Genomic DNA, 13,848 nt, shown 5'->3' with positions numbered 1-13,848 from the left:
GGATTATTGAATGAAAGACTATAAACCCCGTTACGAAGAGCTCCATAAATATTACCAAACCTGGCTGATGGGTTTTACAAAACTGGCCGTTTGCCAGGGTATGTGCCATCAGAATATTTATTACACCCATACCCTGACAGTAGGATGTCTGCAATTTCCTGGGAAAGACCCAGTTATTGCGATTGTTCCGCAATGCCTGCACCGAATCATTTACGGTAAAGCATCGACAGCATCCTTATCCCTTGAGGACGACCTGAGCGTCAGTTTATGTACGCAGGAGCATTTGCTCGTCCATCATCCGATGCTGGAAGGTGTCCTGCTTTCTGAATGTGTCCGCTTAAAACAACGTTCACTGGCGAATAAACTCACCAGCCTGTTTCAACAGTTCAGCGGAACTGAGCTCCGTCTAAAGCTTGTCTGGCTGTGCTGGTACGATTTGATGCTGGGAAATAGTCTTGCTGACTGGATTGAAAATCTGAAGTTAAAATCAGGCGAGGAGGTCAATAACTGGGTTAATGACCGGCAGACTGAGAACCACAGGCTCACCAGCATGATGGATGAATACGTCTGCTTTGCGTATCGCACTGTACTCGAACCGCTGATTTAAGCCACTCGAAATGCTGACGGGATACATCGCCATTCCAAGGTAAACACATATTTTATGGAACAGCTAACTTCGGAGTAATTATTGTCATTAAAACAATCAGTTAAGCCTTGTGCTAAAAGGTTCCTCTGAACGGTACTTATGTCGGATAGGTAATATATGCCTGTTAAGTATGCGCCTAATAATCTATGAATATTCATATTATACAGATGCTTAAATAAATACCTAAATGAGCATAAGGCTGTAATCATCTGATCCATATGCTGAACAACAAACAACGCCTGTAATCAGTATCCCTATCAACGTTACTCCCTGAATCTCCCAATCACTATGCCTGTCTGTGTTTCAGGAAGGCAGCACTATGCCTGCTGTTTCCCTACAGGTGGAGGAAACTATTATGTTTTTGTTCGATGACATCATCCACCCAATGGTAGTGGATCAACGCCATGAACCTTTCAACGGGAAATATCTACAGCGTATCGAAGGGGTACTCTGTAACGCACTGCAGGACCATCCACAAACCACGGTTATCAGGGTGGATTTACACTTACCGGAAGACGAGGATGTGGGTGACAGTATTGTCAGTGATGCTGACTTAAGCCAAGGGCTGATGTCCCGTTTTATCGAATCGTTGAAAGCTCAGATAGTCGCTTACCGGCAAAGAAAAGCCCGGGAAGGTAAACGCTGCCATCGCTCTTCAGTTCGCTACGTCTGGGTGCTGGAGCAACCAGAACTGGGTGGCAAGAAGCATTATCACATGGCCCTCTTCGTCAACACAGACACGTTCAATGCTCTGGGAAGCTACGGCGAGCAGGGGAAAGGTCTGGCCTCTCTTGTTCAGAACGCCTGGCTAAGTGCAATGAAGAAGCGTGACTGGCCTGAATATCTGACGCTGGTGCACTTTGTTGATAATCCTCTGGCTTTCCTGGAGCTCAATAAGCCGGAGTTCATGGATAAACTGGATGCACTGACTTTCCGTTTGAGCTACATGGCAAAGCATCGTACCAAACACTACAGCAGCGCAGAACGCTCATTTGGTTGCAGCCAGTACTGAGACGTTACCATAACGACCGGCTCTGTGAGATGGGCCGGTACTCATCCCTACATCTCGATTTAATTACTTAGCGTCCCCTTCTTTTGACTGGTGCTATTCTCAACTCAGGCAGAGGTTTCCCATGGAATGACTTAATAAAAAACTGACAAATGCGCAGCGAATCAACCCTATACTCTGGGCAGAAATTGATCACTACCCACGGCTGGTGCCGTTTCGGTGACCATGCACAGACGCGTATCGCAGCAGGAAACCCTCACTGCCTACTTCGATGGATGTGGGAAACTGACGGTGCCTTACCGTGTCGGATGCTGCTGTTTAACCTTGCCACGTGTCATCATCTACGGCTGCTTGTTCCGCTGAAGAATAATTGGAGGCTTCTCTGGTGAGTGAAGCGTGGAACGATGTATGCCCGGCTGGTGAGCTAGCCGGAATGAAGTTCTTCCTGATAGATCGAACCCATCCGAAGGTGTTTGACCTGCAGTATACTGCCCTACGGGATGCTGCAACTGGCTTCTCCTGTGTCTACGGCCCGCATGGGTGAATATCGTCAGTCATCCAGACGCGAAACAGATGGAGGCGGTTTATCAGCAGACTTCCGGTGGTAGCCCGTCGCCGGTAAAGTGAGTAACAGATACTGAAATATGACCAGAAGGCGCCAATACCGATTGAGTTGTACCCCCTGCCAAAGTAAAACGGATCCTTCCGCAACTTGCGGTGGTTAAGGATGTATAAAACTTTTTAGTTAACAATAATATAAGCCACTTTACGTTAAGGATAACTAATGTGGTATCACTTCAGACTCTGCTGTCATTACCGTATGGTTGGAAAACCTTACCCATATCCTGTGTGGGCTAAATAGTTTTTTGCATGATCGCCAACCTTTGTTCACACCGTGTTATCTTCGTGGCTCAGTGGAAAATGCGGGTGCGTACTCAAACGCACCCACCACTGTGAGTCACACATCTTTCACCGATGGCATGGTGCTAACCATGGTCATTCATCGACAGGACTCACCCTGCATCCTCGGCAACCGCTGTGAGGGCTAAAGCGACGAATACCCCTTACGACACCCGACAGGTTGCTTATCGTTAGAATCAATTCCCCTTCGCCAACAGAAAAAATAGCGTTTTCACTGATGGGCGAGAACATGCCCTGCAACCTTGTATGACAGTGGTGAGCTTTCCTACACCAGCATGTTTTTTTTGATATTTACATTTTCAATTGATCGGTGTTAACGATCGATAGTATATTATTGATCGTTATATTCTATCAATTAAGGGGTGTGGCGATAACGTGATGGGTAACAAGGACAGTCGATTCTTTAAGCGTTTATGCCTGTCGTTGTGACAATAGCTCTGTAGTCAGAGCCTGGACCCTGAGGTGTTATCACTGTCCATGACTCTACTCACAAGGAAATGTCATGATATTCAATAAAACGTTGTTGTCGGGTTTACTGGTACTGGTGTCGGCCTCTGCATTGGCTGCCTCTGAAAATGGGGTCTACCTCTCGGGTAAGGTGGGCGTGGGGATAACGAGTCTCAGCAATCAGTCCCTGAGCTATGCATCAGACAGGGTTTCTGATGATTTTGGCAGTAAACGTGACAGTAACTTTGCGGGCTCTCTGGCGGCAGGTTACGATTTTCATCCGCAGTTCAGTCTGCCGATGCGGCTAGAACTGGAATACACCGGTTACGGGAAAGCAAACTCCAATAACAACATGGCGTATGACGAAGGCCCGTTTGGCTATCCTGGCTATGAAGGTAAAACAGAAAACAGCCTGGACGTTCAACTTCAGACTGTGTTGATGAATGCCTATTGGGATATGCATAACAGCACAGCGTTCACGCCGTGGGTTTCTGCCGGTGTGGGTTTCAGTCGTCTGTCTTTGGATCAATACACCGTAAGTACCGATACCCAAATTAGTACAGGCATCGTTGATGGTTCGGTAAGAAGTGGTAACCACTCCGGGAGTACTACCAACTTCGCCTGGGCGGTGGGGGTGGGGGTTAATTGGACTATAATGGAGAACATGAGTATGGACCTCAGTTACCGTTACCTCGATGCCGGAGATGTTGAAACAGGTTATACGACTCGCCGGGGAAATCGTGAAACAGCGCAAGTCTCGGTGACGTCGAATGACGTGATGCTGGGTGTGCGGTATGCATTCTAAGTAATCATACTCTGCTGTGCCCTCGTTAGGCATGGTGAGTTCAGGTACTGCGTCAGCGCCTCACCAGGGTCATTATCGACGCAGTCCACCTGAACAGCCGTCAGTAAAAATATTGTCACTGTTGCCAATAGCCGCTTAGGGTAAAGTTGCCCTCAAGCTAAAAGTTTTAAAGACTTGAAACGTAATTCATCCGACGCTCTTCGCACAGGGGATAACCATAATACCAAGTCTTAGCCTGACCTTTATGCAACACTCGAATCACCTCTACCCCCTTGATTAGTTAGTAATTCGCCTTCATGAATCGAAGCCTAACATTGGATTAATTATCCGTTTCAGCTTGCCGTGGTCGCATTTAATCATGTTATTGAGGTGTTTTACTTGGTGTTGATGCCACATCCGGTGGGCACTAGCCTTCTCGTTTTTTATATTTAGCCTATAAACGATAAAAGCCCTAACGAGTATAGTTAGGGCTTTTAAGGTACTGCATACTTGAAATTTGACATTAATATACTTAGTGACTTCGTACTGCTTTGGGTACTACTTTAAATGCACAAGTTTTTACAGATAATATTAGGTGATAAAATTTGACTACAACTCCTATATTCTTCCGGTTTTAAACTACCTGTTAGTTTCTAGAACACTAAGTCAGGCTAGGTTAAACAAGTACATCTCCCCTTCGCGATATAGACTCTTTGATGCGTGGCTTTACTATTGTCGCAATATTTTAACCATGTTCTCTAACATTGCCGCGACATTAAATAACTTATGTAACAGAGCCTTACATCATCGCGTTTTTGTATACATACTTTAATATCTATTAAAAATAATAACATAAAATAAATTATTCAACACTTTTAAAATTAACAGGTAGACACTCATGTCTCCGCTGTTGAAAGCTAATTTACGGATTTTTCATACCCTGTCAATACTGTTTTTAATAACATGTTTTTATTCTCAGTATAATTGGCGCGCCAGGATAATTAGGAAGCTAAATATAGCTCGTTACACCGTCTACAAAGTCATTAATAACCCTTACTAGTTTACTGGCTGACAGAATTACTACGCCAAGCTACGTATCTCAACGCATCACACGCTGCCTGACTGATACCACCAAGTTGGAGGAAACCGTGTATCACTCCGGACCAGCGTTGGCAGGTGCAGATGACTCCTTGTTCTGTCAGTCGCTGATACAAAGCTTCACCTTCATCACATAACGGATCGTACTCAGCGGTAATGATATGCACTGGCGGTAAGCCTTTAAAATCGTCCCGCCACAGTGGGCTGGCCTCAGGATGCAAACGTTCAGTATGCGACAGATACATATCATACCCGGTCAGCAAAGTATCGCGAGTTATCACATAATCCAACCCATTGCGGGTATAGCTTTCAAAATGAATTGTCGCGTCAAGCATCGGGTAAATAAGGATAAGCTGGCGTGGCTGCCATTGGACCGCGGCTTTCAGCCGCAGAGCGGTGACAAAAGCCAGATGGCCACCTGCACTATCGCCGGAAAGGGTAATACACGAACGATCAACACCGAGTTTGTCTGCGTATTGCCAGATAAGGTTTGCCCCTTTTTCGGCGTCATCATGTGCGGCTGGAAAAATATGCTCGGGGGCAAGGCGGTACTCGATGGCAATCACCCGGCAGTTGCCGTAATAAGCAAGCTGACGTAGCTGCTTATCATGAGTGGAAAAGCCGCCACTAACGAAACAGCCGCCGTGATAGTAGATAAGTGTGGGAAGACTACCCGCAGTATTCAGGGGTGAAACGACCCGAAAGCGGGATCCTTCAAGCGTTATATCTTCTATCTGAACACGCGTTTCCGTTTCCCCGGCCAAAACTGTACTGGCAACATAGTTAGCCCGTCGGTCAGTAATATGGAGATCCCTGATCGAGGGACGCCCCTGGGCGATAAAGTCCTGCACCAGTTCCTGAATACCTTTTTCCAGCATCATTTTTCGCCCTAAATCTGTATAAAAACCCAGTTTTATACACTGAAACTATTCAAATTAAAATGGTGGATGACCCAATATCACATGAAAATAGGGTGAACCATCGGTACTATCAAAAATCGGATATCATAGAGGCTATGAGGATTTCGCGTAGAGGGCCACTGGGGTTAAAAGTGCGGTAAACCGTCTAAAGATACCCAAAGGATAAAATTCGATTTTTGAAGTCCTCTATTAAACCCCAAAAATGAGTCTCATATGTTTTGATATTTCAGTCTGTTAATTTCTTAACGTTGTTTATCGTACGAGTGAACCTAAAGCCTCGCTGACATCCCATTGTTGGTTAATGAGCATCATATTCACAAGAATTTGTACGGTTAGTACTGAGTATTTCATTCAGAACCTAAAAATTCAGTAATCGCATGGGTCACAACCTGAGCAGCTTCAATCGTCGGATGATGACCTACGTTGGCTAAGGTGAGCAGTAATGCTTTTGGAATCGCGGCAGCCATTTCATGGCTAAGAGCCACGGGCGTTGCAGTATCGCTTTCGCCGCAAATAATCAGCGTTGGTACCATGATACAGGCAAGCAATTCCCGCACATCACCCCGGGTAAAAACGGCAGCATCTAGAGCAAGCACCAACCCTGATCGATTATGAGCCAGCATAATTGCCCTTTCGTGGATGACCTCAGCATGATTTTTTAATAACCACTCTTTGCCATTAATATGGCGCTGAATAGCAGAAAATATCGCTTCACGTTCTCGTTCAGAACCATTAAGTAAAATCTCGCGCTGCCTACGCCAGTTATCCAACCGTTCAGGGAACTCTTCTCTGGCAGAGGTGCCGATAAGCACCAATTTGGAGATTATTTCCGGATAAAGAGCGGCAAGCCTGATACCAACCATTCCACCCTGGCTTTGTCCAATAAACGTGACGTCTCCCAGCGAGAGTTCCTTAATCATCAACACCAAATCCTGGCTGATACTGTCAAGTGTCCATCCATCTGGATTGTATCCGCTTTGTCCATGACCCGGCATGTCCAAGACAATGCAGCGATACGACTTACTCAGAGCACTAAATTGAGCAGTAAAAATATCATGATTAACAAATAGTCCATGGGCAAAAATAAGCGTCGGGCCTTCGCCATAATCCCAATAGCGATAAAGAGTGCCATTGATTTTTATCTGTTGCACCTGCCACTCATCCGTGGGTTCAAAAGCCCGGCTCAGTAGCGCTGAATCTTCAAATATCTGATAGCGGGTAATTTTCGATTTAGATACTTTAAAATGAATTACCATCTCACTACCGACGGTATTCCCCGTACTTAAAACAGTATGACGAAATTTCCCCAGCGCCAGAACACTGCCGTTATGCTCGATAACATCCGTAATGGAAAATGCCTGAGGCTTAAAATTCTTGGGGAAATTCTCTAGCCAGCGTTTGACCCGTGCTGGCCCTTGCAATAGTCCAACGGTAGAGACGTTCTGATTGCCATCGATATGCCAGACAACGTTATCATCCAGTAAAGCAACGACATCATTAATATTTCCTTGAGAAAACGCAGAAAAATAAGCGTGTACTACCTCGGTAGCGCTCAGATTTAATGCTGTACGACTATCAAGTTCCATAAGTAGCTCCTGTCAAGAATAGGTGATCGGTGAAATCACCAGTTGATATAGATTCATTTAAGTATATGAATGTCAAAATCAGAAAAGTACGGTTAATATAGGAAAATTATTTTCCATAAATAGAAAATAGAAAAGGTAAAAATAAATATGGACTGGAACGATTTACGCTTCTTTCTCGCTGTCGCCAGAACACACAGCTTGACCAGAACAGCTACCAAGCTAAAAGTCAGCCAGTCAACCGTATCAAGAAGAATTGGGGCACTGGAAATCAGCCTGCAAACTCGTCTTTTTATCCATCATCAAACCGGATATTTTTTGACCGATGCAGGGCAAAAAGTTCTTCAATATGCTGAGGAGGTGGAAGGGAAAATTTTGTCCCTTGAAAGTGGCATCTCTGGATTAGACCTCCGGCCGGCAGGGAAAGTCCGCTTAGCAACGGCAGTAACGTTGGCAAGCCACCTGATTATTCCGGCATTGCCCCGTTTTACCGCCCGCTTTCCCGATATCTTGTTGGAAATTATTACGGGCGTGAATACTGTTTCAATGTCACGCAATGATGCCGATCTCGCGCTTCGGCTTATACGCCCGGAACAAGATTCGCTGAAAATAAGGAAAGTGGGCAGCATGGCATCGGCGGTATATGGCACTGAAACTTATCTCCAGCAGTATCCAGCCCCCGAAAGCCATCCTCTGGAGGGAAGAGGTTTTATCACGTGGGACACATCTTATAGTCACTTGCCCTCTTCCAAATGGCTTAATGAAACCTACCCAAACACTCCCTCCACGTTGGTAACAACCAGTGTCGTATCACAGATTTCCGCCGTAAAAGCCAATCTTGGTTTGGCAGTACTGTCTTGTTTTATCGCATCGCAACACCATGATCTAGTTAAAGTCATACCAACAGAAAAGGTATTTTCTGAAGATATTTGGTTAGTCAGCCATCCTGATCTGGTTGCATCGTCACGTGTCAGGGTTGTTGCAGATTTTCTAATGGAAATTATCAATGAAACTCAACTGAGTTGAATCAGCATGCTGGAGTAGCCGTGGCAGTCAACCTTAATATTGGTGCGGCGGTGGTTTATTCTGATATACACGGGATGCGATTAAGCAACTGAAAGTTTAATATTTATCGCGTTTAAAAATAAAAGGGCATTACTGTCCTTTTTCAACTCTGGCATGTGCCGTCATAACACAATGTAGTTTTACTTATATAAAACCTTATATTTACATCTCTGAATGCGCGTATGTATTTCCCCCTCTTCAAACACACTTGTTACCCATTCGGTCAATGCCTGAACACCTGGTCGGTTACGGTTTTCTCGAGGCATGATGTGGTCATATCAATGCTCGGCGGGTATATCTATTTCAAATGGGTGAAGTGGAATACTGAATTTTGCCACTGCATTAGGCGTAAGGAATCCTAATTACGCCTTTATTCGCGAACATCCATGCCGAAATAGCAAAACTGAGTGTATCTAACATAAACAGCACACCTAACCCATTAGAATCAAAAGCGACGCCTGAGTTTTTCTCGCTAAACAACGTAATAAGCAGATCCGCCAGTAATGGTCCGGTGAACATTGTCACCTGCTGTAGACCCAGCATCATGCTAGTGGCACTGTGTAACTGTTCAATCTTGACAACATGCGGCAATATTGCAGATCCGGAAGGGATACTGAACGCAGTCACCACTCTAATCGCCAGCGACAGTCCATCAATCATCCTGATGCTCAGATTATGACTCAACACCAAAAATGCGAGTGAACCTAGTAGAAGCATATTGATATACTTCGTCAATATCACCACACGTTTCGGCGAATAGTGATCAACCAGCGCGCCGCCAATTAGCATGAAAAGTGCCCGTGGCACTCCAACGAGGGCGAGCACAGTACTAAGCATAAATGTATCACCGGTCATTTTTAAGACCAGCCACGCAACGTGAATTGCTCACCGAGCACCCGACCCGGCAGACGAAGCCATGCACTAGGAAGGGGCACGTGAACAAAGACGGGCAGCCCATGAGGCTGCTTATCAGATCGCCGGAGACTTGCCTGGCTATGAGGAGGGAATACGCGCGCTCTTCGCAGACGATCGAACCAAACTTGAACACTGTATTGCAGCATGGCCTGTAGACATTAAGGCTCATGTTCTTCGCCTGGCTTTCAGTTCATCAGATCAGCCAACTAAGAGATTTACTCGGTAAATCCAGAAATATTTAGGGGGATTGAAGAGGGCGACTGAATTGATAAAGGTCTTGTCCGCGGTGACGTGTTTCTCTACATTTTGCGTATCAATAAAGATATATTCTTATATTTCAGCGTGCCCGAGAATAGGAACGGATACAATACCCAACGGTAAACGTGTGATGCGTGGTCATCACGGTCAATACGTTAATAACTTTCTGGGACGAAATATAACATCGACAAAGTGGTGGCATCATTTTGTCGATGTTGTCAGTAAGGTACATTCAGCTCCAGAGTGATATTTCCATTCTGCTGACCAATGCCGAAGTGCTTTTCAAATGCCTCCCAACCTATGACGGTGACCTTTATGGCTCGCGAACCCGCCTGACGTGAGACCCACTTCCTCTCAATGAATACGTGCATCATTTGTGCGCCTAAAGAACCGGCAATATGGTATTGCCTTTCTGTCCAATCGAGGCATACACGAATACTGTTTCCCTTTTCTGAGCCTCTGTCTGCCAGCTCCATTCCCTCTTCTTTAAACCACCGGAAACCAGCGTCTGTCAGGACGTATTCCGCACTTTCTCGCGCCATAATCAGACCGCGATTGAGCATCCCCTGCGTAATCGCAACACCGATTTTCCCCGCCAGATGATCGTAACAGCAGCGGGCAAAACGCAAATCTTTCGCCGCTGGGCTCGGGGTGGTCAGCCAGGCAGATGTCACCGGCCCTACTGACGCCAGACTCTCAAGCAGATGCGCAATGTGGGGCCCGGCTAAACGGAAATAGCGGTAGCGGCCAACCGACTCAACGCTGACCAACCCGCCATCTCGTAACTTTGCCAGGTGAAAACTCGCGGTTTGTGCCGTGACTCCCGTCGCCTCTGCCAATGCACCGGCAGAGAACGCTTCGCCCCCTGACAACATGATCAACATCACCGACCGGACCGGTTCTGCAATGAGGTGAGCCACCACTGAGATTTTAAATTGATTCATTTTTTTCGGCACCATGGTGAGAAACACTAGAGGGAGAATTGTACACTTCGATGCGGGTCGAATCATGGTGAGTGAGCATAAAGGTATAGTCCATTATCCTTATTACCACATGATGCCTTTACATGAAAAACCTTTCCCCCCGTCAGCGGCGGGTTCTGCTCGCCACAAGTCTGAGTTACATCATCGTAATACTTGATACCAGCATCGTGAATGTGGCGCTTTCATCTATCTCCCTCAGTCTGCATACGACAATAACCGGCCTGCAATGGACAGTGAATGCCTATACATTGACCTTCGCGGCCCTGCTTCTCAGTGGAGGGGCGCTGGGTGACAAGCTTGGGGCCAAAAATATTTATATCGCCGGTCTGCTCTTATTTGCCGTCGCTTCTCTGCTGTGCGGACTGTCTTCAACGCTGCCGGTGCTTATAGTGTCCAGAGTATTGCAGGGAGTCGGTGCCTCACTCCTTGTCCCCTCCTCGTTGTCGTTAATCAATGAAGCTTTTCCCCAAACACATCAACGGGCTAAAGCCATTGCCGTCTGGGCAGGATGCGGGGGACTGGCGATGGCCGCGGGGCCGTTGTTGGGGGGGATCATTATTCAATTACTGGGTTGGCGGAGTATTTTCCTGCTGAATGTGCCGGTGGCGTTGTCAGGAATAGTACTGACGATGCGGATCACTGCGCCACCCGCCGTACAGCTGAAAAGAGCATTGGATTTAATGGGACAACTGTGGGTTATTATCGCGCTGAGCAGTTCAATGGCCGTACTGATTCAGGTTCCCCAACTGGGATGGCAGGATAACGGGATACGCTTTGGCGTGTTCGTCGCGTTATGCTCATGGGCAGGCTTTATTCTGACTGAACGGGCACATACGCATCCTATGCTGCCTTTGGCCCTGTTCCGCCTTCCTCTATTTTCAGCATCTGTCGTTGTGTCGCTCATGTCTGCGCTAGTTTTTTATGGTCTGTTTTTCCTGCTAAGTATGTATTTTCAGCAGATCCGTGGGTGGTCGCCTTTTGACACAGGAATGGCCTTTCTGCCTTTAACTGTGATGGTGACAATGGGCAGTTTTATCTCAGGGAGACTGAATAAAGTTTTTGGCCCGCTTTGGCTGATATCAGGGTGCTGTATTTTATACGCCGCAGGGTTTGCCGGCCTGTTTGATTTGGGAGACGATGTTCCCTACTGGCGTATTGCGCTATTTTTTCCGGCGCTCGGTCTGGCGGCGGGCATTATTACGCCGGTAGCCACCGCCGAACTCATGAGTAAAGTGACGCAGGAACAAGCGGGCATCGGGGCTGGAGTACTCAACGCGAGCAGACAAACAGGTTCGGCCCTTGGGGTGGCGGTTTTTGGCGGTTTGATGAGCGCCTTTCAGTTGCCCTCTGACGGTGTTTACCTGGCCGTTCTGGTCGGTATCACGTTGTCACTGTTCGGCGGCGTGTTTTGGGCTGCAATGCTGGTGGGTGCGAGGAGACGCAGTGCTGACTGACCATCAGGTTTGTGCGGTGGTGTGGGTTGATAACTAATGACTGCCAGCACAATAATGTCGACAAAAAATACAGTGTTTAATTAATCGTGTCCGTTTTTGCAGGGACAACTTCAAAGTCATTTAGTGCAACGCCTGAAGTCCACTTTGGTAAATGAAGTGATGACAACATAGAGTGAAAGCCGCCGGGATATACGGCGGCTTTGGGAATGATGATAACGTTATCTTTTTACTGCCATGATACCGCCATCCACATCCCAGATAGCGCCCGTAACCCACGCGGTCTTATCAGACAGCAGGAATAAGATGGTATTCGCCACGTCCTCCACCGTTCCAACTCGACCCAGTGGATGGAAATCATTCAACGATTTCATTGCATCGGCAATGTCCGCCTTGTCCATGAAACCTTCGTAAATTGGGGTATGCACGATACCTGGTGACACGGCGTTAACTCGGATACCTGTCTTGGCGAGCTCAATTGCAAGATTACGTGTCAGAGCGTGTAAACCTGCTTTAGCCATCGAGTATGCTGATGATGGAGAGTCAGCCAACGCAGCCTGCGCACCAATCGATCCCACATTCACGATAGATCCTTTCAGCTTTGCAGCTAACATGTTCTTCACCACATCTTGAGTGATGAAAAATGTTGCGCGGTTCAGTGAAAGATACATGTCATAGTCATCAAAGCTGTGCTCGGTGAACCCTTTAGGTATAAAAATACCGGCTGCATTCACCATTAAACTGATGTCCCGGTGGTTTGCATTGATTTCCTGCCGGATGGTTTCCATGCCTTCTTGTGTCATCAAGTTTGCGGCAATAACCGACACAGAACCCAATGTGCTCAATTCTTTTTGCACGGCTTCAGCTTTGTCTTTTTTATTCCCCGTCAGTACAACACTGCCGCCCGCTTCCAATACCCTACGTGCTACAGCCAACCCCATACCACTGGTGCCGCCGACAACAAGCAGCTTTTTACCTTTGAAATATTCACTCATGTTCGGACTCCATACTTTTACAGGTGAGTAGAGCCGGTATTGCGGATACCGGCAGTTGATGGTTCAAATGCTGCAGCCACCGGTTCCACAAGTCTGGCTTGTGGTGTCGGACAGATCAGTTTGCTGCTCTTCCCAGACCTGACGCAGTGCATTCAAAAAACTGTCTGCACTCTGTGCACCGCTGATACCATATTTCTCATTCATCACAAAGATGGGAACACCACTGACGCCGATTGAGCGGGCGTGGGCTTCATCTTTTGCCACAGAGACCCGAAAGGCATCATTCTCAAAAGCAACTTCCGCCTCGGTTTTTGCCATACCAGCTTCAACCGCGAGAGCGACAAGCTCTTGTCGATCAAAAATTGATCGACCTTCAGTGATGCTACCGCGATAAAGCCGCTCTTCTACCGCATCGCCAATCCCCACCTCCCGTGCTGCGGTCAACAGGGTATGAGCATCTTCGGTATCGCCAAACAACATGGTGCTGAAGTTGTACACGAGACCTTCCGATTTACCCGCTGTCTCTACCTGACTCATCATCGAATCCGCGGAGTGCTGGTTGCCGAGTTTTTGACGAATGGCATCTCTGAATGGCAGGGTCTGACTGCCTCCAGCTAACCGAAAGCTATGATGGCGAATTTCCACTTGGTCGCGGAATTCGAATAAGGCCAAACCTTGTTCAAATCTTTTTTTTGCAATCCAGCACCATGGGCAGACTAAATCTGACCAGATATCGATGGTGAGTCTAGGTTTGAGAATTTTCATATTGATTC

11 protein-coding genes and 1 pseudogene are annotated in these 13,848 nt (G+C 46.9%); 6 read left to right on the top strand and 6 right to left on the bottom strand.

Annotated features, from left to right (window positions below; translation table 11 throughout):
• Positions 1–10: 10 nt before the first annotated feature.
• From V1956_RS22025 to V1956_RS22015, 3 genes are all read left to right on the top strand, one after another.
• Positions 11–607 carry a hypothetical protein gene (locus tag V1956_RS22025; RefSeq protein WP_420075351.1) on the top strand — a complete coding sequence of 199 codons (597 nt, stop codon included), beginning with the start codon at positions 11–13 and terminating at the stop codon, positions 605–607.
• A 394-nt stretch (positions 608–1,001) separates the two neighbouring features.
• Entirely contained in the window at positions 1,002–1,658 is a 657-nt protein-coding gene (locus tag V1956_RS22020; RefSeq protein ID WP_442825692.1) for an inovirus Gp2 family protein, read from the top strand.
• Between the two features lie 1,420 nt (positions 1,659–3,078).
• Positions 3,079–3,828: an outer membrane protein gene (locus tag V1956_RS22015; protein ID WP_442825691.1), complete on the top strand. Its 750-nt coding sequence runs from the start codon at positions 3,079–3,081 to the stop codon at positions 3,826–3,828.
• Between the two features lie 1,040 nt (positions 3,829–4,868).
• Here the strand turns inward: V1956_RS22015 and V1956_RS22010 are convergent.
• Both V1956_RS22010 and V1956_RS22005 read right to left on the bottom strand, forming a co-directional pair.
• Positions 4,869–5,786 carry an alpha/beta hydrolase gene (locus V1956_RS22010; protein ID WP_442825690.1) on the bottom strand — a complete coding sequence of 306 codons (918 nt, stop codon included), beginning with the start codon at positions 5,784–5,786 and terminating at the stop codon, positions 4,869–4,871.
• A gap of 386 nt (positions 5,787–6,172) precedes the next feature.
• A complete protein-coding gene (locus tag V1956_RS22005) occupies positions 6,173–7,411 on the bottom strand; it encodes an alpha/beta fold hydrolase (protein ID WP_442825689.1) in 1,239 nt (412 codons plus the stop codon).
• Positions 7,412–7,558: 147 nt separating this feature from the next.
• On the opposite strand from V1956_RS22005, the gene V1956_RS22000 reads away from it, so the two are divergent.
• Positions 7,559–8,434: a LysR family transcriptional regulator gene (locus V1956_RS22000; protein WP_442825688.1), complete on the top strand. Its 876-nt coding sequence runs from the start codon at positions 7,559–7,561 to the stop codon at positions 8,432–8,434.
• Positions 8,435–8,815: 381 nt separating this feature from the next.
• Here V1956_RS22000 and V1956_RS21995 read toward each other — a convergent pair whose 3' ends face one another.
• Positions 8,816–9,340 carry a hypothetical protein gene (locus V1956_RS21995; RefSeq protein ID WP_442825840.1) on the bottom strand — a complete coding sequence of 175 codons (525 nt, stop codon included), beginning with the start codon at positions 9,338–9,340 and terminating at the stop codon, positions 8,816–8,818.
• A gap of 76 nt (positions 9,341–9,416) precedes the next feature.
• Here V1956_RS21995 and V1956_RS21990 point away from each other — a divergent pair.
• A pseudogene (locus V1956_RS21990) lies at positions 9,417–9,614 on the top strand (DUF2239 family protein); the annotation flags it as partial.
• Between the two features lie 250 nt (positions 9,615–9,864).
• Here V1956_RS21990 and V1956_RS21985 read toward each other — a convergent pair.
• Positions 9,865–10,590: an ArsR/SmtB family transcription factor gene (locus V1956_RS21985; protein WP_442825687.1), complete on the bottom strand. Its 726-nt coding sequence runs from the start codon at positions 10,588–10,590 to the stop codon at positions 9,865–9,867.
• A gap of 122 nt (positions 10,591–10,712) precedes the next feature.
• On the opposite strand from V1956_RS21985, the gene V1956_RS21980 reads away from it, so the two are divergent.
• Positions 10,713–12,083: an MFS transporter gene (locus tag V1956_RS21980; protein WP_442825686.1), complete on the top strand. Its 1,371-nt coding sequence runs from the start codon at positions 10,713–10,715 to the stop codon at positions 12,081–12,083.
• A 218-nt stretch (positions 12,084–12,301) separates the two neighbouring features.
• On the opposite strand, the gene V1956_RS21975 is transcribed toward V1956_RS21980, so the two are convergent.
• Positions 12,302–13,075, bottom strand: coding sequence for an SDR family NAD(P)-dependent oxidoreductase (locus tag V1956_RS21975; RefSeq protein WP_442825685.1), 774 nt, complete (start codon positions 13,073–13,075; stop codon positions 12,302–12,304).
• A gap of 63 nt (positions 13,076–13,138) precedes the next feature.
• Positions 13,139–13,840 (bottom strand): DsbA family oxidoreductase, encoded by a 702-nt coding sequence (locus V1956_RS21970; protein ID WP_442825684.1) that lies wholly within the window; start codon positions 13,838–13,840, stop codon positions 13,139–13,141.
• Positions 13,841–13,848 lie beyond the last annotated feature (8 nt).

It is taken from the genome of Yersinia sp. 2540 StPb PI (genome assembly GCF_052217165.1).
GTDB classification, from domain to species: domain Bacteria; phylum Pseudomonadota; class Gammaproteobacteria; order Enterobacterales; family Enterobacteriaceae; genus Yersinia; species Yersinia enterocolitica_E.
Note: the sequence above shows the minus strand (reverse complement) of the source record. Positions and strands in the feature narration are given on the sequence as shown.